The sequence below is a fragment of the Hahella chejuensis KCTC 2396 genome, from assembly GCF_000012985.1.
GTDB lineage: Bacteria > Pseudomonadota > Gammaproteobacteria > Pseudomonadales > Oleiphilaceae > Hahella > Hahella chejuensis.
Genome location: NC_007645.1, coordinates 4228639 through 4248122, shown reverse-complemented (window position 1 = coordinate 4248122; position 19484 = coordinate 4228639). Strand labels below are relative to the sequence as shown.

Here is a 19484-nt window from a genome sequence, read left to right as displayed (position 1 = left end):
ACGTCTGGGGGCGCTATGGACTGGAGCCGCCCCCGGTCGCTCTCAAGGTTGTTAATCCCGCCTCAAGTCTTCAATATAAGTGCAGGCCCTGTCGTTGCAGGCAAATAGAAGGGAGCTATTTGTCTGCCTGATTAATAACGGGCGCTTCGACCATCATTTCATTGGACGAGGAGGTCGCTTATGCCGCTTGCTTACAAAGCGTTGTTTCTTGATCTCAGCGGTGTGATCTACGAAGGGAACCAGACTATTCCCGGCGCCGTGGAAGCAGTAGTCAGGGCGCGGGAGAAAGGGCTGGCGCTACGTTTCATCACCAACACCGCCAGCCAGTCCTCTCGCGATTTACTGCGTCGTCTGAGAAGTATGGGCCTCAGTTTGCAGGATTCTGAGTTATTCACCGCGCCCCTCGCAGCCAAGGCTTATATCCTCGAACACAGGCTGCGGCCGCTATGTATTGTCAATGACGCAGTGCAGGAAGACCTGGCCGATCTTGATTCTGACGATCCCAATTGCGTGCTATTGGGAGACGCTCGCGACGGTTTAAATTACCGCAACCTGAACCGCGCGTTTCGTTTATGCCGCAATGGCGCGCCATTGATCGGAATCGGCATGAATAAATATTTTAAGGACGATGAAGGGCTGATGCTGGACGCTGGGCCTTTCATCCGCGCATTGGAGTGGGCGGCGGATGTGACGGCGGTGATTATGGGTAAGCCCAGTCAGGCGTTTTTTGATCAAGTGAGGGCCACTACCGGTTTGTCGCCGGAACAGTGTCTCATGGTGGGGGATGATGTGGCCGGCGATGTGGAGGGAGCGGTTAAAGCCGGTCTGCAAGGATGCCTGGTGCGCACCGGAAAATTTCTCCCCGAAGACGAACAGCGACTGCCTGCCGGGGCTCAGGTAGTGGACAGTCTGGCTGATCTGTTTTATTAACATGGCAATGATATTGGCATGTTAATACGCAGGCGCATGGATGCGTCTGCGCGGCGGTTAGCCGTGGGAGACAGGGCCTGACATGCGCAGGCCCTGTCGTTGCAGGCAAATAGAAGGAAGCTATTTGTCTGCCTGATTAATAATTGTGCTCTATGCTAATATCAAAACACGATGTTGGCCTTGCTAAGGGAATAACGACTACGAATATGGCGACAGTCACTTTCACTAATAACCTAAAGCGTTACCTGTCCTGTCCGCCCCGCGACGTTCAAGCGGGAACGGTGGCGGAGGCCTTGCAAAGGGTATTCGCGGATAACGCGCGGCTGGCGGGTTATATCCTTGATGATCAGGACCGGTTGCGTAAAAACATAGCGATTTTTGTGGATGGACAGATGATCCGGGACCGACTTCATCTGACCGACGCGTTACAGCCTGAGTCCGAAGTACATGTGCTGCAGGCGCTCTCCGGCGGTTGACGGCGGCCCCAATCCTTCAAACTGATGGGAGCGGCGGCGATGAATCAAAAATTACGTATCGGAACGCGCAAGGGGTTGTTTATCTTCGAACGCACGGGACACGGCCAGTGGCGCTGCAGCGAGCCCGACTTTCTGGGCGACCCGGTATCCATGGCGCTGCGCGATCCGCGCAATGGCGACCAATATACCGCCCTCAATCTCGGCCACTTTGGCGTCAAACTGCATCGGGCTGAGCCCGGCTCCAGAGAATGGAAAGAAATCGAGCCGCCCAAGTTTCCCAAAAGCGGCGAAGAGGATGGGCCTGCCGTAGAGTTAATCTGGGAGCTGGTTCCCGGCGGCGCGGATCAACCGGCTACCCTGTGGGCGGGCACGATTCCTGGAGGCTTATTCAAATCCACTGACCGGGGCGAGAATTGGACGTTAATTGATTCGCTATGGCGGCGACCGGAGCGGGAAAACTGGTTCGGCGGCGGTTACGACAAGCCCGGCATTCACTCCATTTGCGTGCATCCCAACAACACCCGTTGCGTGCGGTTGGCGATCTCTTGTGGGGGGGTATGGGAAAGTCTGGATGCCGGCGATACCTGGGCTCAGACAGGGCAGGGGCTACGGGCCGCTTTTCTGCCCCCGGATCAAGCCTACAATCCTGTATCTCAGGACCCCCATCGCATGGTCAGTTGTCCCGCTTCGCCGGACCATATGTGGATTCAGCACCATAATGGCGTCTTTCGTTCCGAAGACGGCGGGCATAGCTGGACGGAACTCACCGATGTTTCACCCTCTGTGTTCGGTTTCGCTGTAGCGGTGCATCCCCAGGACCCAAACACGGCCTGGTTTGCTCCGGCCATCAAGGATGAACGCCGCGTTCCAGTAGACGCTAAATTAATCATTAATCGTACGCGCGACGGCGGGAAAAGCTTCACCGCGCTCAGCAATGGGTTGCCGCAAGGTCCCGCCTATGATTTGACCTATCGCCACTCCTTGGATGTAGACGACAGTGGCGACCTGCTGGCCTTTGGCTCAACTACCGGCGGGCTGTGGGTGAGCGAGGATCAGGGCGACCACTGGCAGTGCTTGAGCGCGCACCTGCCTCCGATTTACGTTGTGCGGTTCGATAAGCAGTTCTAATCCGGACGCGACGAATCCTGACCAAAGCGCAGGTAGAAATGAGCCTGGAATCAGTAGCGGGGCATGTCTGGGTCGATCTTGTCCGCCCAGGCGAGAATGCCGCCGCTGAGGTTGTAAACGCGATGGAAGTCAGCGTCGCTGAATAGCTGGCGGGCGCCGGCGGAGCGCCCTCCCGACTTGCAATAGAACACCAGCGTTTGCTCTTTGCTGAATTCGTGTATTCGAGCTGGCAGGCTTTGCAAGGGAATGTGAAGACTGCCGTCGATGGCGCAAATTTCCCGTTCGTAGGGTTCTCGCACATCAATGAGCGTCATCTGCTCTCCCTTTTGTAGACGCGCGTTTAGCGCCTCCGGATTGATATCGCATTCCTGCGCCAGGGCTTTGGGGACGCCGCAAAATGCGTCGTAATCAATCAACGCTGTGATGCTGGGATGGTCGCCGCACACGGGGCACTCCGGGTCCCGGCGCAGACGCAACTCGTCAAATGTCATGCTCAATGCATTGTATTGCAGCAGGCGGCCGCTCAGAGTGTCGCCCATACCAGTAAGGATCTTGATGGCTTCAGTCGCCTGTATGCCTGCGATCATGGCGGGCAATACTCCCAGCACGCCGCCCTCGGCGCAGGACGGAACCATGCCCGGCGGAGGCGGTTCCGGAAACAGGCAGCGATAACAGGGGCCGCCCTCATGATGAAACACGCTGGCCTGACCTTCAAACTGGAAGATGCTGCCATACACATTGGGTTTGCCGGCGAGCACGCAAGCATCGTTGGTCAGGTAACGAGTGGGGAAGTTATCCGTGCCATCAATGACCAGATCGTAGTCCTTGATCAGCCCCAAGGCGTTTTCCGAGGATAGCGTCATTGTGTAGGGCCGAATGTCGACATGCGGGTTCAATGCGTTCAATCGAGCGGCGGCGCGCTCCGCTTTGGGTTGGCCGATGTCATCCACGGTATACAGCACCTGCCGCTGCAGATTACTTTCCTCCACCACGTCGCCATCCACAATCCCTAATATGCCCACGCCCGCCGCCGCCAGATACAATCCCAATGGCGAGCCCAAACCGCCAGCTCCCACAATCAACACGCGCGAAGCCCGCAATTGCTCCTGACCCGCGCGCCCAAACTCCGGCAGGCTGAGGTGTCGGCTGTAGCGGCTGAGTTCGGCTGTAGTAAGCACGGTGCGTCCTCCTTGGGGTTAAGTGACAGGGTTGGATGCGTTGTTTTTATTTTAGGCGTGGAGATCTGGGAAACCAATTATTAATCAGGCAGACAAATAGCTTCCTTCTATTTGTCTGCAACGACAGGGTCTGCACCTGTCAGGCCCTGTCTCCCGCGGCTAGCCGCCGCGCAGGCGCATTCATGCGCCTGATTATTAACATGCCAATATCATTGCCATATTAATAACACCTCTTTAAGTTGTCACACTGACTCATCAAAATAATCAGATTGTTGCGCGAGCCCATTCGTGGTTAGTCTATGTCTGTAAATTACGAAGAGAAAGTGAGGTAACTTGTGGTAAGCAAAAGGAAGTCTATTGCGCTGTCGTTATGTTTGAGCGCGGGATCGGCTTGCGCCGGGGATTTTATGCTTGGCGTTGGCGCAGCAGCCTGGAAATCGGAGTACGAAGGCGTGAGCGGCTCAGATGAGCTGGCGGTCTATCCGGCGATTTCTTACAAAGGAGATCGTTTCAGCATCAGCGGAACCGAAGCTGATTATCGCGTATTGGGCGATGGCGACAGCGGCTTGAACGCCTACGTCAGCCTGGGTATGGGAGACGGCGGATACGATGCGTCAGACTCCGTTGTCTTCGCGGGAATGGACGATAGAGACGCCAGCATCGATTTGGGCGTAGGAGTGGAGTATGCATTTGATCAGGGCTCATTGAACGCCGCCATTGCGCACGATGTATCAGGCGCATACAAAGGATTGGTCGGCAGCGCCAGTTTCTCCTCGTCGCAGAAGTTGAGCGATACTCTCTATCTGACGCCTTCAGCGGGTTTTTACTACCGCAGCAGCGACTATGTGGACTACTACTATGGCGTTCGCGACAGCGAGGCGACTTCCGACCGGAGCGCTTATGAAGGCGATGACACGCTGACGCCATTTGTCGGGTATGAATTATTCACTGTGTTGTCGGAACACTGGCGCATCTCTCATTCAGCGGAAGTGCGTTGGCTGGGTGACGAAATCACTGACTCGCCTTTGGTGGATCGCAGCACGGTATGGAGCGCCGCGTTGAACTTCCTTTACCTTTTCTGAGCCAATCATGCTCGGATCGTCTAGAGGGGCAGGGCCGGACACGCCATATGGACGCGGCCCGGTTGACAGGGTTCATGAAGCGGCTGATCAAAGACGCCAGACGCAAGGTCTTCCTGATACTGGACAATTTGAGAGTCCATCACGCCAAGATGGTGGAAGCCTGGCTTGAGGAAAATCAGGATCATATTGAAGTATTCTACTTACCCGCCTATTCCCCGGAATTGAACCCAGACGAATACTTGAATTGTGACTTAAAAGCGGGAGTTCACGGCGGTAAGCCAGCGCGAAAGAAAGGGGACCTCAAAAAGAAAATCCGGTCACATATGTGTATGTTGCAAAAGAAACCTGTGAGGGTGAAAAATACTTTAATCACCCAAGCATCAAATATGCGGCTTGGAATGCCTATATCGATGCCTCGTTAATGAACGATAAGTTATTGAATGCATAGAAGTGAGCTGTGGCGAATTAGCGATGATGAAATCCCTTTAAAATTTAGCCAGATTATGCAGGGTGACTCCGTTTCAATTCAAATGAGTAATGTGAAGACAATTCCTAACCCCAACCCACAATATTTCACCTTTTTTAAATTGATCAAGAAGTAACAGGTTGTTAGAATTGCCGCCTCCATCGGAGGTGTGTTCCTTAGGGATGAAGTATCAAAAACTTTGGGCTACGGGCCGCTCCGGATTGTTGTTAGTAGTCATTTTCAGGTGTAAGAATGATGGACCTAAGTCTCTTTGAAGGCGATGAGTTGCTTGCCTTGGCCAGGTTGGATGTTGACGCAAAGCGAATTGACGAAGCATTGGCCAAACTGAAGAGAGCATATCAGCTCCCCGAATTCCCCCCCGAAGTAGAATCTTTATTAGCTAAAATTTACGCTCAGCTGGATTTGTTAGAGCGTGCATCCTTCCACTATGAGAGCTTTCTCGCCAGAGAAACCAAAGCGGTTCTAGAGCGTTTTCAGTACGGCATGGTGCAATTTGAACAAGGCATTAAGGACCGCGCCCTGCAGGTTTGGGCCGAAGTGCTTGAGGACGAACCCACCCATCCGCCTTCATTGTTTTACGCCTCATTGGCGAATGTTGAGCTGGGGAATGAAAATGAAGCTCGGCGTCTGATCGATATTCTGCTAAAGTCCGCCCCCGTCGATAACCTTTATTTTAATCGGGCTAAAACCCTTCTTCAGGACCTTGACGGGCGACGCTCCCAGGCCGAGTCCATGAGTGATTTGAAAGAAGCGGACCATCTATACAACTGATACTACGGACGGACACATGTCAGTCTCCGACTTGGCGGAAAAAATCGCGCGCCTCAAGCGTTTTCTCGAACAAGATGAAAACAACCTGAATCTGTTATTGGATTTGGGGCGCGCGCTGCATGAAAACGGCCAGCCTGAAGACGCTGTTCCGCTCTTTGACCGCGCATTAAAAATTGCGGCGGACCACCCTCAGGCGATTTATGAGCGCTCGATGGTCATGATCACATTGGGACGAGTTGACGAGGCGATAGCGGGCTTCTCCCAGCTTAAAACAGCAGGGCTGTCTCACCCAAGCATTAGCTACAATCTAGGTTACTGTTACCTCCTGCAATCAGCGCCGGATAAGGCGGTCGTTGAACTGAGCGAGCATATTGAAGAGCCTGGAAAGAATCCCGGTTATGCACTAATCCTCGCGCGAGCCTATTACGCCATGGGCGACCTGCCAGAGGTGGAGCGCTTTGCAAATCTGGCGATTTCTCTGCAGCCGAACTTCTCCGAGGCCAAAGCTGTTTTAGCGATGTGTCTGCAAGACAACGAAGACTTTGATAAAGCGATACGCGTGGCAGAGGAAGTGTTGGCGCAGGAGCCAGACAATGCGGAAGCATTGGGTGTTAAGGCATATTGCTCCCTCAACGCATTGGATCTGAGTACGGCTGCTCAAAGCTTCGACGCAATGATTCAGGCCAAGCCGAAAAGCGGGCGTGGATGGGTTGGCAAAGGCCTCCTTGAAATGCAGCAAGGTGATTTGGCCGCCGCTGAAGGCGCCTTAAAAAAAGGGCTTGAAAATATGCCTGGCCATATCGGTTCCTGGAACGTATTGGCTTGGTGCCAGATTTTGCAGGGCCGGATGCAGGAAGCAGAGGAGAGTTTACGCCGCGCCAGCGAAATCGATGACCGATTTGGCGAGACCTACGGCGCCCTGGCGGTTATTAAAGCGTTAACGCACGATTATGCGGAAGCGCGTTTACTGGCGCGCAAGGCGACCCGACTGGATAAAGACTCCTTCTCTGGACACTTTGCCCGTGCTTTATGTGACCAAGGTGAAAACAATCCAGAGCAGGCGCAACAGATTATGCATCGCCTTATGAATGCGCCTATTGATGATAAAGGGCGTAAGCTGATTGATATTCTTCCTCAGTTTATCCGTCATTGAGAATAGATGGAGATGAGCCTATGAACGCTGATCTGGCGATGATGCTTACCGAAGACATGTTATGGACGGCAGTTTTGGTCGCTGCGCCTATTTTAATAGTCAGTCTGGTCGTGGGGCTGATTATCAGCATATTGCAGGTAGTCACTCAGATACAGGAAATGACGCTGACGTTTGTGCCAAAAATTGGCGCTGTCGTGGCGATCATATTTGTTATGGGGTCCTGGATGCTGGCGACATTGACCCTTTATGCAAAAAATGTAATCGGGAATATACCGGCATACTTTTAGACAATGCATTTCACCATTGATCTATCCTGGGCATGGGCCTGGTGGCTCCTGTCCATACGACTGGCGTTAGTGGTGATGGCTTCTCCTTTTGATATGTTTGGACGTTTGCCTGGGCGCATTAGGTTTTTCTTGGTTTGCGCCCTGGCGTTGTTGATGGTGCGTTTCTCGCCCGCCACGGGTGTGCAATTACCATCTTCAGTCGTTGATATGGCGTTGGCCTGTGCGAATGAGTTGGTGCTGGGGTTGGCGATGGCTTTAGGTTTGCACGCCGCCTTTACCGTATTTCAGATAGCCGGCAGGCTGATTGATTTTCAATCAGGCTTCGGCGCGGCGAATATAATGAATCCCGCAACAAACTCGGCGGAGCCGTTGATGGGAACAATATTGCTGTTTTTCGCCACCTTCGTTTTTTTTAGCATGGATGCGCATCATATGGTGATTAAAGGGCTTGCTTATAGCGTTGCTCAGGTTCCCCCGGGCTCAGGACTGGTGAGAATGGATTTTCCTGGCGCCATGAAACAGTTTGGCTTGATGTTTTCATTCGCGATGGTGCTGGCGGCGCCAGTCCTGGCGGTGTTGTTTTTATTGGATGTGGGCGTGGCGGTGATGGCGAGGACGATGCCGCAAATGAATGTTTACTTTCTATTTCTGCCATTAAAAGTGGCGTTAGGGATCATCGTGACGGCGCTCTCACTCAAATACCTGACTCCACTTATTGGAGAAGTGTTTAACTCTATATTCCGCTACTGGAGTGGAATGCTGACAGTCATTTGAAGCAGTTATGGCAGAGTCGCAACCAGATAAGTCTGAAAAGACCGAACCCCCTTCGCCTTTTAAACTCCAAGAGGCGAAGAAGAAGGGTAGTGTGGCGAAGAGTCAGGAAGTCAGTCATGTCTTCGCTCTCGCCGCTGGTGCGTTGCTTTTGTGGTCAGTATCACAGGATCTCGCCACACGTTTCTTCAGCCTGTGCCAAAAACTATTCGCAGACGCAGCGTCTGTTGACTTTGACATCATAACGGCAAAAGCCTGGGGAATCTGGATTGTATCGGAGGTAAGTTGGATATTGAGTCCGTTACTGGTTGTAATGATGGTGATTGGCGTTTTGTGCTCAATAGTTCAGACGGGCCCTGTATTTTCTTTTCACCCCATTAAACCTGATATTAAGCGGATCAATCCAATCACAGGTTTTAAGCGCTTATTCTCCATCAAGATATTGTTTGAGCTAGTGAAGAACCTGATAAAGCTTGCTTTGCTGGGGAGCGTTTTGTACTGGGCTTTGGCTGGCCTGATGCCAGATCTCTTCGGGTTAACCGCCAAGTCAGCGGCGACGGCATTGCCTGTATTCATTGGATACGCTGCGGGAATTATATTCAAACTGACGGCGGCGCTATTATTGATTGCGCTCATTGATATGTTGTTCACCCGCTGGGAGTTTATGCGCAACATGCGCATGACTAAGAAAGAAGTTAAAGACGAGATTAAAAGGCGCGAGGGAGATCCCCACATCAGGGCGAAAAGAAAAGAGCTGGAAAGGGAGCTGCGTAAACGCAGTGGCTCTGCAGCCAGCGTTCCTGAAGCAGACCTGATTATCACTAATCCGGAACACTATGCGGTGGTTGTAAAGTATGACGCAAAAAAAATGGCCGCGCCGACAGTGACCGGGAAAGGGGGGGACGCCATGGCGAAACATCTGCGGGACTTGGCGCGCCAACATCAGGTGCCAATTATTCAGGACCCTCCGTTGGCCCGTTATTTATTCAAGAAAACTGAGATTGGCTCAATGATTCCAGAGGATGCGTTTGTGGGCGTGGCAAGGGCTTTACGCCGCGCTTATCAAATCAAAAGAGAACGGCAGGGGAGAGATCAATTCAGTATGAAAGGGGCCGCCACATGATGAGTAGACCATCAATGGCTTCACTGCTGGGAACACGCAGTGAGTTGGCTCTTGTCCTGGGTATGGTGGGCATACTGTTGGTGCTTTTTACACCTATACCCTCACAGCTGCTGGATGTGCTGCTAATCATTAATTTCAGCTTTGGGCTGTTAATTCTCCTATTAACCTTCTTTGTCGATAAGCCGCTTGGGTTCTCGACGTTCCCTTCATTGTTACTTATCGCGACATTATTCCGGTTATCACTGAATATCGCCGCCACCAGACTGATTTTGTCTGATGGAGACGCAGGTGAAGTAATTAACGCTATCGGTACTTATGTCGTTGGCGGTAACTACGTGATAGGACTTGTCGTTTTTCTCATATTGATTGTCGTTCAGTATGTGGTTGTCACCAATGGCGCTCAGAGGGTGGCGGAAGTAGCCGCCAGGTTTACTCTGGATAGCATGCCGGGTAAACAAATGAGCATTGACGCTGACATGAACATGGGCCTCATTGATGAAAAAGAGGCCCGCGAAAGGCGTCAGAACATCGAGCGCGAAGCCAGCTTTTACGGCGCTATGGACGGGGCCAGTAAGTTTGTAAAAGGCGACGCCATCGCCGGCATTTTAATCATACTAATTGATATTATTGGTGGATTGACCGTTGGAATTGCACAACGAGGCCTTAGCTGGGGTGAAGCGCTACATAGCTATACATTGCTGACAGTTGGCGACGGCATTGTGACTCAGATTCCTGCGCTGGTTATTTCTACTGCAACGGGAATTATCATTACCCGTGCGGCGACAGATGCATTTTTGGGGGATGAAATTTCCAGGCAGGTTACTCGTTATCCTAAGAGCCTTGTAATAGTTACCCTGGGGTTGCTCTCACTGCTGCTGCTTCCTGGCATCCCTGCACTTCCAATTTTTATTGTCGCTTCACTGATGGCTGCGCTGGTGGTGTATGCCTTCAAACAGAACAAGTATCAGGAAGCTGAGGATAACGTCGAAGATCAGGAAGATGCGGAAAAGGACATCTATGAGGAGCTGAAAGTTGAACCGTTGGAGATCTCGCTTGGACCTTCGATCGCCGGATATCTAGGGGCTAGTGAAGGGGCCTTGATGGATGAGATCAAAAGGCTCCGTAAACAGCTGGCGCTTGAGCTGGGATTCGTTTTACCGAATGTGAAAATATATCAGACAGATCGCAATAGTGAACGCGAATATAAAGTCTGTGTGCATGGCGCTCAAGTTGCTGAAGGCGAGTTGTACTCAGATCGAATATTGGCGATCAGTGCGCAGGACTTGACGGATAAATTACCTGGGGTCTCAGTGAAAGACCCTACCTATGGGCTACCGGCGGTCTGGATAGAAGAGAATTTAAAAGAAAAAGCGCGGCAATTTAACTGTACCCTGGTTGACCCGTTAACAGTGATGCTGACTCATGTAAACGAAACAGTCAGGTTACAAGCGCCGGCCCTTTTAACTCGGTCAGAAACAGAAAAACTGATGGGAAGAGTGCGTACGGCGCAGTCTTCTCTGTATGAAGAGCTGGTTCCCAACACGTTGACGCTCTCTGATATTCAAAAAGTGCTGCAGCAACTGTTGCAGGAAAAAGTGTCCATCAGAAACATTGAGCTTATCGCGGAAGCGTTAGTCGACGCCGGCAAAGTAAGTAAGGACCACGAGCAATTGGCGGATCAGGTGCGACAAAAGCTTGGCGCTGAAATATGTCAGGATTTAGTGGCGCAGGATCGTTACCTCCACGTCATGAGTATGGACCCGGGAATTGAGCAACTTATGCAGTCCGGCATTAGAGTGACGGAACAGGGGGCGTCTCTATATGTTGACCCGAAGTTGACCGAACAGGTGCTGAGCAGTCTTGCGCGGCAGGTAGAGAAAATGATGGCGGTGGGATTGAAGCCTGTGTTGATTACTTCACCTGGAGTTCGCCGTCATATTAGAAAGCTGTCTGGAAGACTGCTTCCACATCTGACCGTGTTGGCGCTAACCGAGGTGCCCGTCGGCATGAATATCAAGTCATTTTCCATAGTGGAAGTTGATCGTGGCCTTGTTAACCGCGCAACGACCAGAGAAAAGAAGGAAAGCTAGTATGGCTGACGTAATTAGTGCAATTCAGCTCACATTGAATGCAGATCTCGAACGTCTGCGGACCATTAGTCAAAACCTATCTAATCAGGGCGCCCCGGCTTACAAGCGTGACCAGATGATAGTGGAGAAGTTCCAGGCGGCGTATCTGAGCGGGGCGAAACTGGAGCCGGAATTTTCGCTGCAGAAAGATTTCACGCAAGGCGCTTTTAAGTTGACAGGGAACGCTATGGACATCGCTTTGGATGGAGAGGGCTTTCTGATGGCTTCATCAAGCGATAAGACCTTTTTCACCCGCAAAGGGCAAATGCGCCTTAACCCTGACGGTTATCTGGGATTGGTGACTGGTGAGCGACTACTGGGGCGTAGTGGACCTATTGCATTGAATGACGCTGATTTTGTAGTGCAACCAGATGGATCTGTTGTTCAGGACGGCGTTGTTTTGGATAAATTGGCGGTGGTGACTTTTCAACACCCTGAACAGTTGAGCTATGCTGGCGCCGGGCTTTTTGAAAATCCCACGAAGCAAGCCCCTACCGAGGCGACAGGCGCCCAGGTTATGCAGTCTTATTTAGAAATGTCCAACGTCAATACAATGGAAGAAATAGTGAGACTAGTAGAGCTTACCCGCCATTATCAACTTTCGCATAATGTTCTCAAAGCCTATGACGGCTCGATAGACAGCGCCATTAGCACTTTAGGAAAATTTTAGGAGATTAGGTTCATGATTGATGCGTTATATGTTGCTGAAACAGGTTTGCAAGCCGGACAAAAGCAGATCGAAACCATCTCTAATAATATGGCGAACCTTAACACCGTCGCATATAAGAAAAGTCGGGTGGCGTTTGGCGACCTGGTTAGCCGGCAGCCTGCAGCCTCGGCGGCAGAAGGAAAAGGAATAGGGTCTGTCGGAATGGGGACAAAAGTCGCTGAGGTTTCTATGCAGTTTGACTCAGGGGACCTTAAAGCGACTGAAAACCAATTGGATCTGGCGATTCGTGGGGATGGTTTTTTTGAGGTGTTACTAGAGAACGGTGAGTATGGCTATACCCGAAACGGCGCTCTCAAAATTGATGAGGACGGCTATCTTTCAACACTTACGGGATTGCGCCTGTCTGATCAGATACAGATTCCCCCCGATGCGTCAAAGATGCAGATTTCAACAGATGGAGTGGTGAAGGTGTTGATAGGTGAGGATGTTCTTGAGGTTGGCGAAATACAACTGGCTAAATTCGTCAATGACCAAGCGTTAGAGTCCGCAGGACAGGGTTTATATATCCCTGCGGATGACGCGGGCGCCCCTTTATATTCCCAGGCGGGCGTCAATGGCCTGGGTATGATCCAGCAAGGATTTCTTGAAAGTTCTAACGTGGATCTCGTGAAAGAACTGGTCGAACTGGTGACAGCCCAGCGTGGATATCAAGCTAATTCCCACGTCATCAGGGCGGCTGATGAAATTATGCAGATTACCAACGACCTCCGGGGTTAATAATAAACGTTAGCTCTGAAGTTAGGTTGTATGCGTTACTTTTTGTGCTTGGTCATATATGCGTTAAGTCTTTCTTGTTGGGCTGAAAATCACCTGACATTAAGCCCGTATGTAACCTTGATAAGCACGAACGAGCATGGGAAGGGCAAAGAGGAGATACGCATTGAGCTCAAGCGTCTGGGCGCTGTGCGGCTGGATGGAGCTCAGAAGGGGAGCGCGCTACCTATGATTGTGCTTTCTCCTCGTCAACTAAGAGCAGGCTCTATTTCTAAATTGGAAGTCGACAAGCAACTGGCTCAGTGGGCGTTAGAGTCCAGTATGTCCTCATGGAAGGTGGAGGGACCGGACTACGTAACGCTGAATCTAGCTGCCGAAAAGGTCGACCTTGCGGCGCTTGAAGCCAAGGCTGGCGAGTACTTGAATAACTGGCTTGTCGATGCAGGCTTTCAAGAAATCAAAGTAAAGCCAGTTAGCACAAAGAGAAGAAGCGTGTTGGTTTCCAGGCGCGTGGCGGAGATACGAATTCGCCCGCTGGAAGTGAGCGCGCTATCTCGCCGTTTATGCATCTGGGCCGACATCGTCGATGCCTCAGGAGTGCTGCTTAACAGCGCTCCGGTATGGTTTGACGTGTCGGCCATGGGGGAAGTCTGGACTCCCTCTACGGATGCTGAAAAGGGAACGGCGGTTGATGTTCATCCTCTGAAAAGGGAGTTCATTGATGTCGCTGCAGCCGGGATTGAGCCTGCGAGCAGGAGAGAGATTGAAGGAAAAGAATTCTCAAGAAGAGTTGAGTCGGGTCAACCGATTACAAAAGATGTGTTACGAGCGATTCCGGAAATTAAAAACGGCGACATAGTATTCGTAGAAGTCCGCGTTGGAACTGTGTTTCTGCGGAGCCGAGCAGAAGCGATGCACGATGCGTATATAGGCGATCGCATCAAATTAAAGTCAGTTAGCAGTGGGGAGACCATGTTGGGTGTGGTTTTGTCTGCTGGTCGAGTTTGGATAGGAAGTTAATTGTGAAGTGGTTAATACGAGCATTTTGTCTGTTGGGCGTTTTGGCGCTGCCGAATTTGGTATTTGCCGAGAGTCTGTTCGACGAGGCCAGCTTCCGGCCTTTGACGTCAGATAAAAAAGCCTACCGAGTAGGCGATAACCTGACGGTTCTGATCGTTGAGGTATCTAAAGCCGGCGCGAGCAGCGATTCGAAGGTTAATCAGTCACTTGAGGCTTCCGGTTCCTTTGGGCAAACCAATCGTACCGAAGTGGGTAGCCTTGAGCTTGGTTTAGGCAGAAACAGCGGCGCCAGTACACAGCGTGAAGGTGAGTTGAGGGCGCGCGTTAGCGTTGATGTTATTGATAAAGATGACGTAGGCAGACTGCTGATCTCTGGCGAGCAGAAAATTACGGTTAATGGCGAGAAGCAAACGATCAAGCTAACTGGTTGGGTAAGGGAAGAGGATATTACTGCTCAGAACACTATTCTCTCCACCAGAATTTCCGACGCGCAAATCGAATACAACGGGAAAGGTATCTTGGGGGATTCCGATGACAGAGGTTTTATTCACTGGTTTCTTACCAAGGTGGGCCTAATATGATGAGGGGAATTAGCCGACTATATTGGTCGTTAGTGCTGATATGTTTCGCCTTTGCGCCCATTGTTGAAGCATCTTCCGTGCGTTTGAAGGAACTGGCCCGCATCGAAGGCGTGAGGGAAAACTCTCTGTTTGGCTACGGGCTGGTGGTTGGATTGGCCGGCACGGGCGATACCCACAGAAGTAAGGCGACTCTGCAAAGTATCGCAAATACACTCCAGCAGTTTGGCATCAGTCTGGACTCTGATGAGATCGCCAGTCGCAATGTGGCGGCTGTGACGTTGACCGCGAAGCTGCCGCCTTTTGCAAACAGCGGCGATATGATCGACGTGAACGTTTCATCCATGGGAGATGCAAGGAGCCTGGTTGGCGGTACGCTTTTGTTAGCGCCACTGAAAGCAGTAAACGGAAAGATCTATGCGGTTGCGCAAGGTCAAGTGTCTGTTGGCGGCTTCAGTTATGACTTGAATGGTAATGTTGTACAGAAAAACCACCCAACAGTAGGCGTCATCCCTTCAGGCGCGTCTGTCGAGAGAGGGCTCTCTACAGACTTGGTGGGGGCGGATGGGCACATTAACGTCATTCTGAATCAGCCGGACTTTACTACCGCCAGCCGAATTAAGAACGCGATAAATAAAACGCTGGGCCCGGGAAAAGCCAGAGCGGTTCATGCTGGGAAAATATCAGTCGTGGCCCCGGCTGGTGAATATGACCTCGTTGATTATTTGACCCGGATTGAAAATTCGGTCATCGAGCCTGACCGTATTGCGACGGTGGTGGTCAATGAGCGTACTGGAACAGTGGTGGCTGGAGGCGATGTCACCATCGACAATGTCACTATTTCCCACGGTAATATCAAAGTGGTGATTTCCACTGATTATCAAGTTTCGCAGCCTGTCTTTGTAAGGGAGCCCGGCAGGGGAGTGTCGACCGTGGTAGTGCCTGACACATCCATTGATATAGAGGAATCGGTCGCGGAACCCGTTCGATTATCTTCCGGCGCTTCAATTGCTGATCTGGTTACGGCCTTGCGACAAATAAAGACCAGCACTCGAGACGTAATTACGATATTGCAACTTATTAAAACGGCTGGCGCACTCCATGCGCAGCTAGTCATCCAATAAAGCGGCCGTGCTGCCTAGAACTAGAAAGTGTAATCATTTATGGATCTTTTAACTTCAGTCACATCGACTTTATTGAACAAATCACTGGATGCGGCTCAGCTGCAGCAGCGCTTAATCGCCCAGAACGTGGCTAATGCTTCTACCGAAGGCTATAGAGCCATGTCGCTGAATTTTAAAGCGGCTCTTCAGCATATTGACTCGGTCGCCAATAGTAGTTTGAACGACGCTGACAAAGTAGACCGAATTAACAACGTGAATCTCGACCAGTTTATCTCGCTTGAGGAAGCGGCGGTGAAGATTGAACTGGATGAGCAAATTCTGGCGCTGAATAAGAATGTCATTAATTATCAAGCGCTTTTGACCGCTAAGTCTAAGTTGGGCGGAATCATGAAATCAGCAATCAATGGCGGGCGTTAATTATGGATTATTTGCAGGTTTTTGATATTAGCGGCTCTGGGCTGGACTTCCAAAAGCTCCGGCTACAGGCGGTTGCGACAAACTTGGCCAATGTATATTCCACATCATCTAAAGCAGGCGCTGCATTTAAGCCTTTGATGGCGGTGGCGACTGCAGAACAGAGTGGCGGCTCTTTAAGAGGAGTGGGAGATATGCAGTTAGTGGAAAGGGATGTCGAGCCCCGGTTGAAGTACGATCCTGCTCACCCACATGCGAATGCCGATGGCTACGTGGAGATGCCGGCGATAAACCCCGTTGATGAAATGACCTCCATGATGCTGGCGACCCGTGCATACGAAGCCAATGTCAGTGTATTAAGCGCGGCTAAAACCATGGCCTTGAAAGCACTGGAAATAGGGAGTTAATAAATGACAGTTGAAGCATTACTTGGCGTTGGCGTAATTGGAGAGAGTTCAGCTATTCATAAGTCCGCCAAGGCGAGCGGCGTTTCTTTTGCTGACTGGCTTGGCGGAGAAGTAAACCAGGTTAATCAGCAACTAGCCGCCGCAGACAGCGCTGCGAGAACTCTGGCTACGGGGGAGGCTGAAAACCTGCATCAGGTAATGATTGCTTTGGACAAAGCGCAGTTATCCATGAGCCTGATGGTGGAAGTTAGAAATCGCCTTCTTGAGAGTTATCAAGAAGTGATGAGAATGTCTATTTAATTTAAAGGTAGTAACTGATGGCGGGTTTTTGGTCAGAATGGTCCGGCGGCAGACGCGTGACGTTTGTATTGGCTGCGTTGATTGTAGTCGGCGCTGGGGTGGCCTTATACATGATGTTAACCTCACATAACTATCAAGTCCTGTATAAAGACTTGGACACGGAGCAGGCGGCCAAACTGACCGAGAAACTGAACGAGTTGAAAATACCATACCAACTTGGCGCACAAGGCTCCCAGGTTTTGGTGTCTCAAGATGATTTGTATAACGCCAAACTTAAGTTGGCGTCATCAGGGTACGCCTTGAATGGCGGCGTAGGCTTTGAGCTTTTTGATGAAGCTGATTACGGAATGACTGAGTTTGCTCAGAAAATAAATTACCAGCGCGCTTTGCAGGGGGAACTGGCCAGAACGATCATGGCATTCGATGAGATTAAATTTGCCCGCGTGCATCTGGTGTTGCCTGAGTCGTCTTTGTTCAAGAAAGACAACAAGCAGCCCAAAGCGTCTGTGACGATAGTAATGGAAGACGGCAAGTATCTTTCATTGGACCAGATAAATGGTATTCAGAATTTGGTGGCTGCGTCAGTAGAAGGGCTGAAGCCCGAAACAGTGACATTGCTGAACCATAAAGGAGTGGCGCTAACGCAGGTGGAAACAGGTGATCAAGCCACTGTTAGCGCCCAGCTGAAGGGCAAAAGCTCAATGGAGGCGTTTCTGCAGCAGAAGATTGTGGTCATCCTCAATCAGATTTTTGACGAAGGAACCACTGCTGTCAGAGTTGACGTGGCGCTAAACCATAAGCGGGTTGAGAGAGTTCGAGAAACTCTGGTTCCCTTTGGCGATACGGATAAAGGCGCGGTAATAAAATCCAGCGCCAATCGCCAATACGAACTCCCCGACCAGGATGGTAGAAAGAAGCCATCTTCCGTCATCAGTTCTGATGTCAAAGAAGAAGAGTACGCCTATGGAAAACAGGTGGAGACTCTGTCGGACGCTGGCGGTGAGGTAGAAAGAATCACTGTTAGCGTCGTCATTCCTGCGAATGCCTCTGGCGAGCAAATCGAAGTAATAAAATCTTTGATTGCTTCAGCCATAGGCTTGGATTTTGAGCGTGGGGATCTCGTCAATGTTGCGGCGATGGGTATAGGCAGCCTTGCGCCGGCTACTCTGAATGAGGTGGTGGAAGCGGAGCCTGTGAAAACCGCTGTGCCCATGGCGGCGCAAGCACCATGGGAAAATATGAAATACCTTCAACTGGCGGTAGTGTTGTTGGTTGTTGTCGCTATGCTGCTGCTCATATTATTAATGGCGTCTTCCGGGCGTCGCAAGCCAAAGCTGACGGCTGCGGAGAGAGAAGAGACTCTGGCGGAAATAAAGACCTGGCTAAACTCGGTTGATCGCGCATGAACATGGCCTCACCTGAAAAGCTGATCGCTTTACGCCTTATGGGGCTGGCCAGTTCCGACCGAAACTGGATACTGGCGCAGCTTGCGCCTGAGCAAAGAAAAAAAGCGCAAGCCGCTATAGAACATCTCAAGCTGATGAAGCGCGCCAGGCGCAAACTTGAGTTTGACGATGTTTATGCAGCGTTGTCTGAGCAAGATGAAAGCAAGGAATCGTCAGACGCCGAGGAGGCTATTGGCTCTGCGGAGGTTTCGACTTTTCTAAACTTGAGCTTGCCGCTGCAAGCCCTTGTCTACTGTGCGATGAACGATGTGAAAAGAGATCGCCTGAATAGTTTCCTTGACAAGAAAACCAAACACTCTCTTCAGCAAAAGTCAGTCTCTCCCGCTCATCTATCTGAACGAGTAAGAAGGGAGCTGCTACATCAGTTGTCGGCTGATGCGCCATTGGCGCCGGAGGTTGCAAGTCGTGGATAAAATATTACGCTCATCGCCGGTTGCAGGCTCGCGTAGGCTGTCCTATCGACCGGCAAGCGTTAAAGCGCAAAACTCAGCTTCTCATAAAGTAGCCGATCCCGGTCAGGATGCGGACGGTAATGCGCCTGTGTTGAATGGCGAAAGAGCGGATAATCCACTAGAGGCTGAATCAACTCGTCAACTTGTTGCGATGCAGAGGAAGTTGGATGAGTTGTCACGGGAAAAAGAGAGCCTGGAGCGACGGCTCGCTGACAATGAACGACAGTTAAAAGAAGCGACGCAAGAGACATATGATGACGCTAAAGCAAAAGGATATGCGGCTGGAGTTGAAGAAGGGCGTACCCAAAGCCAGAAAGAAATTGAAGAGGCATTAGATCAGTTCGGTGAATTGCTGAAGAGTATCCAGGTCCAAACGGATAACGCCTTTAGTCAGCTTGAGTCCATTTCTACCGACATTGGTTTTGCGGTGGTTTGTAAAATACTTGGAGAGAAGCTGATTACGCGCGAGGCGGTTTTAGCGTCGGCCAATGCTGTATTAGGCGCCATCCGTGATGCAAGCCACCTTAAGGTATACCTGAGTAAACGAGATTATGCATTGCTGAGTCAGGTCGTGGATGGTGAGTTGGCGGGCGGCTCCGGCAAGGTTGAGTTAGTTATCGACCCGAGAATAAACATAGGCGGCTGTAGAGTGGAAGCCAATACGGGTTCATGGGATGGTCGTCTGGAGTCGCAACTTAGAATTCTGCGCCAGAAGTTGGAAGAGCTCTCCGACAGTGAGAAAAGCTAGTTTGTTGCTGTGGAGG

The 19484-nt window shown here is 51.1% G+C and carries 23 protein-coding genes; 22 read left to right on the top strand and 1 reads right to left on the bottom strand.

Going from position 1 to position 19484, the window contains the following annotated elements; all coding sequences use genetic code 11:
* The first annotated feature begins 180 nt into the window (after positions 1–180).
* From HCH_RS18310 to HCH_RS18300, 3 genes are all read left to right on the top strand, one after another.
* Positions 181–930: a TIGR01458 family HAD-type hydrolase gene (locus tag HCH_RS18310; RefSeq protein WP_011397879.1), complete on the top strand. Its 750-nt coding sequence runs from the start codon at positions 181–183 to the stop codon at positions 928–930.
* A 206-nt stretch (positions 931–1136) separates the two neighbouring features.
* Positions 1137–1406, top strand: a complete 270-nt coding sequence (locus HCH_RS18305) for a MoaD/ThiS family protein (RefSeq protein WP_041598779.1) — start codon at positions 1137–1139, stop codon at positions 1404–1406.
* Positions 1407–1445: 39 nt separating this feature from the next.
* The gene (locus HCH_RS18300) at positions 1446–2534 is read left to right on the top strand and encodes a WD40/YVTN/BNR-like repeat-containing protein (protein WP_011397877.1); all 1089 of its coding nucleotides are present in this window, start codon (positions 1446–1448) and stop codon (positions 2532–2534) included.
* Positions 2535–2584: 50 nt separating this feature from the next.
* On the opposite strand, the gene moeB is transcribed toward HCH_RS18300, so the two are convergent.
* Complete coding sequence (moeB, locus tag HCH_RS18295) at positions 2585–3712, bottom strand: molybdopterin-synthase adenylyltransferase MoeB (protein WP_011397876.1); 1128 nt, start codon at positions 3710–3712, stop codon at positions 2585–2587.
* A gap of 407 nt (positions 3713–4119) precedes the next feature.
* Here moeB and HCH_RS18290 point away from each other — a divergent pair, with 407 nt between their 5' ends.
* The 19 genes from HCH_RS18290 to HCH_RS18200 all read left to right on the top strand — a co-directional run bounded on the left by HCH_RS18290 (position 4120) and on the right by HCH_RS18200 (position 19468).
* On the top strand, positions 4120–4794 hold the full coding sequence (locus HCH_RS18290) for a MipA/OmpV family protein (protein WP_011397875.1): 675 nt from the start codon (positions 4120–4122) through the stop codon (positions 4792–4794).
* Positions 4795–4841: 47 nt separating this feature from the next.
* Entirely contained in the window at positions 4842–5216 is a 375-nt protein-coding gene (locus HCH_RS18285; protein WP_049780996.1) for a transposase, read from the top strand.
* Between the two features lie 296 nt (positions 5217–5512).
* Entirely contained in the window at positions 5513–6052 is a 540-nt protein-coding gene (locus HCH_RS18280) for a tetratricopeptide repeat protein (protein WP_011397872.1), read from the top strand.
* Positions 6053–6068: 16 nt separating this feature from the next.
* Positions 6069–7205 carry a tetratricopeptide repeat protein gene (locus tag HCH_RS18275; protein ID WP_011397871.1) on the top strand — a complete coding sequence of 379 codons (1137 nt, stop codon included), beginning with the start codon at positions 6069–6071 and terminating at the stop codon, positions 7203–7205.
* Between the two features lie 20 nt (positions 7206–7225).
* Positions 7226–7492, top strand: a complete 267-nt coding sequence (fliQ, locus tag HCH_RS18270; protein WP_011397870.1) for a flagellar biosynthesis protein FliQ — start codon at positions 7226–7228, stop codon at positions 7490–7492.
* A 3-nt stretch (positions 7493–7495) separates the two neighbouring features.
* Positions 7496–8266, top strand: a complete 771-nt coding sequence (locus tag HCH_RS18265) for a flagellar biosynthetic protein FliR (RefSeq protein WP_041598777.1) — start codon at positions 7496–7498, stop codon at positions 8264–8266.
* 7 nt (positions 8267–8273) lie between these two features.
* On the top strand, positions 8274–9386 hold the full coding sequence (gene flhB / locus HCH_RS18260; protein WP_083769793.1) for a flagellar biosynthesis protein FlhB: 1113 nt from the start codon (positions 8274–8276) through the stop codon (positions 9384–9386).
* The gene (locus tag HCH_RS18255) at positions 9383–11476 is read left to right on the top strand and encodes a flagellar biosynthesis protein FlhA (RefSeq protein ID WP_011397867.1); all 2094 of its coding nucleotides are present in this window, start codon (positions 9383–9385) and stop codon (positions 11474–11476) included. The genes flhB and HCH_RS18255 overlap by 4 nt, the downstream gene beginning before the upstream one ends.
* A 1-nt stretch (position 11477) precedes the next feature.
* Complete coding sequence (locus HCH_RS18250; protein WP_011397866.1) at positions 11478–12185, top strand: flagellar hook basal-body protein; 708 nt, start codon at positions 11478–11480, stop codon at positions 12183–12185.
* Between the two features lie 12 nt (positions 12186–12197).
* Positions 12198–12962, top strand: coding sequence for a flagellar basal-body rod protein FlgG (gene flgG / locus HCH_RS18245; protein ID WP_011397865.1), 765 nt, complete (start codon positions 12198–12200; stop codon positions 12960–12962).
* A 30-nt stretch (positions 12963–12992) separates the two neighbouring features.
* Complete coding sequence (flgA, locus tag HCH_RS18240) at positions 12993–13979, top strand: flagellar basal body P-ring formation chaperone FlgA (RefSeq protein ID WP_011397864.1); 987 nt, start codon at positions 12993–12995, stop codon at positions 13977–13979.
* Positions 13980–13981: 2 nt separating this feature from the next.
* A complete protein-coding gene (locus HCH_RS18235) occupies positions 13982–14560 on the top strand; it encodes a flagellar basal body L-ring protein FlgH (protein WP_011397863.1) in 579 nt (192 codons plus the stop codon).
* The gene (locus HCH_RS18230; protein WP_011397862.1) at positions 14557–15681 is read left to right on the top strand and encodes a flagellar basal body P-ring protein FlgI; all 1125 of its coding nucleotides are present in this window, start codon (positions 14557–14559) and stop codon (positions 15679–15681) included. The genes HCH_RS18235 and HCH_RS18230 overlap by 4 nt, the downstream gene beginning before the upstream one ends.
* Positions 15682–15720: 39 nt before the next feature.
* Positions 15721–16098 (top strand): flagellar basal body rod protein FlgB, encoded by a 378-nt coding sequence (locus HCH_RS18225; protein WP_011397861.1) that lies wholly within the window; start codon positions 15721–15723, stop codon positions 16096–16098.
* A gap of 2 nt (positions 16099–16100) precedes the next feature.
* A complete protein-coding gene (flgC, locus tag HCH_RS18220; RefSeq protein WP_011397860.1) occupies positions 16101–16502 on the top strand; it encodes a flagellar basal body rod protein FlgC in 402 nt (133 codons plus the stop codon).
* Positions 16503–16505: 3 nt separating this feature from the next.
* A complete protein-coding gene (gene fliE, locus HCH_RS18215; protein WP_011397859.1) occupies positions 16506–16802 on the top strand; it encodes a flagellar hook-basal body complex protein FliE in 297 nt (98 codons plus the stop codon).
* 17 nt (positions 16803–16819) lie between these two features.
* Positions 16820–18208 carry a flagellar basal-body MS-ring/collar protein FliF gene (gene fliF, locus HCH_RS18210; protein ID WP_011397858.1) on the top strand — a complete coding sequence of 463 codons (1389 nt, stop codon included), beginning with the start codon at positions 16820–16822 and terminating at the stop codon, positions 18206–18208.
* A complete protein-coding gene (locus HCH_RS18205; protein ID WP_011397857.1) occupies positions 18205–18681 on the top strand; it encodes a hypothetical protein in 477 nt (158 codons plus the stop codon). Before fliF ends, HCH_RS18205 begins: the two co-directional genes overlap by 4 nt.
* Complete coding sequence (locus tag HCH_RS18200) at positions 18674–19468, top strand: FliH/SctL family protein (protein WP_011397856.1); 795 nt, start codon at positions 18674–18676, stop codon at positions 19466–19468. The genes HCH_RS18205 and HCH_RS18200 overlap by 8 nt, the downstream gene beginning before the upstream one ends.
* Positions 19469–19484: the final 16 nt, after the last annotated feature.

What these genes read in the sequence shown, in the direction of transcription:
- HCH_RS18300 (WP_011397877.1), top strand. Translation starts at nt 1,446, where the DNA reads ATGAATCAAAAATTACGTATCGGAACGCGCAAGGGGTTGTTTATCTTC.
- HCH_RS18205 (WP_011397857.1), top strand. Translation starts at nt 18,205, where the DNA reads ATGAACATGGCCTCACCTGAAAAGCTGATCGCTTTACGCCTTATGGGG.
- HCH_RS18265 (WP_041598777.1), top strand. Translation starts at nt 7,496, where the DNA reads ATGCATTTCACCATTGATCTATCCTGGGCATGGGCCTGGTGGCTCCTG.
- HCH_RS18285 (WP_049780996.1), top strand. Translation starts at nt 4,842, where the DNA reads ATGGACGCGGCCCGGTTGACAGGGTTCATGAAGCGGCTGATCAAAGAC.
- HCH_RS18250 (WP_011397866.1), top strand. Translation starts at nt 11,478, where the DNA reads ATGGCTGACGTAATTAGTGCAATTCAGCTCACATTGAATGCAGATCTC.
- HCH_RS18310 (WP_011397879.1), top strand. Translation starts at nt 181, where the DNA reads ATGCCGCTTGCTTACAAAGCGTTGTTTCTTGATCTCAGCGGTGTGATC.
- flgG (WP_011397865.1), top strand. Translation starts at nt 12,198, where the DNA reads ATGATTGATGCGTTATATGTTGCTGAAACAGGTTTGCAAGCCGGACAA.
- fliE (WP_011397859.1), top strand. Translation starts at nt 16,506, where the DNA reads ATGACAGTTGAAGCATTACTTGGCGTTGGCGTAATTGGAGAGAGTTCA.
- HCH_RS18230 (WP_011397862.1), top strand. Translation starts at nt 14,557, where the DNA reads ATGATGAGGGGAATTAGCCGACTATATTGGTCGTTAGTGCTGATATGT.
- HCH_RS18280 (WP_011397872.1), top strand. Translation starts at nt 5,513, where the DNA reads ATGATGGACCTAAGTCTCTTTGAAGGCGATGAGTTGCTTGCCTTGGCC.
- HCH_RS18225 (WP_011397861.1), top strand. Translation starts at nt 15,721, where the DNA reads ATGGATCTTTTAACTTCAGTCACATCGACTTTATTGAACAAATCACTG.
- flgC (WP_011397860.1), top strand. Translation starts at nt 16,101, where the DNA reads ATGGATTATTTGCAGGTTTTTGATATTAGCGGCTCTGGGCTGGACTTC.
- HCH_RS18275 (WP_011397871.1), top strand. Translation starts at nt 6,069, where the DNA reads ATGTCAGTCTCCGACTTGGCGGAAAAAATCGCGCGCCTCAAGCGTTTT.
- HCH_RS18305 (WP_041598779.1), top strand. Translation starts at nt 1,137, where the DNA reads ATGGCGACAGTCACTTTCACTAATAACCTAAAGCGTTACCTGTCCTGT.
- flhB (WP_083769793.1), top strand. Translation starts at nt 8,274, where the DNA reads ATGGCAGAGTCGCAACCAGATAAGTCTGAAAAGACCGAACCCCCTTCG.
- fliQ (WP_011397870.1), top strand. Translation starts at nt 7,226, where the DNA reads ATGAACGCTGATCTGGCGATGATGCTTACCGAAGACATGTTATGGACG.
- HCH_RS18290 (WP_011397875.1), top strand. Translation starts at nt 4,120, where the DNA reads ATGCTTGGCGTTGGCGCAGCAGCCTGGAAATCGGAGTACGAAGGCGTG.
- fliF (WP_011397858.1), top strand. Translation starts at nt 16,820, where the DNA reads ATGGCGGGTTTTTGGTCAGAATGGTCCGGCGGCAGACGCGTGACGTTT.
- HCH_RS18255 (WP_011397867.1), top strand. Translation starts at nt 9,383, where the DNA reads ATGATGAGTAGACCATCAATGGCTTCACTGCTGGGAACACGCAGTGAG.
- flgA (WP_011397864.1), top strand. Translation starts at nt 12,993, where the DNA reads ATGCGTTACTTTTTGTGCTTGGTCATATATGCGTTAAGTCTTTCTTGT.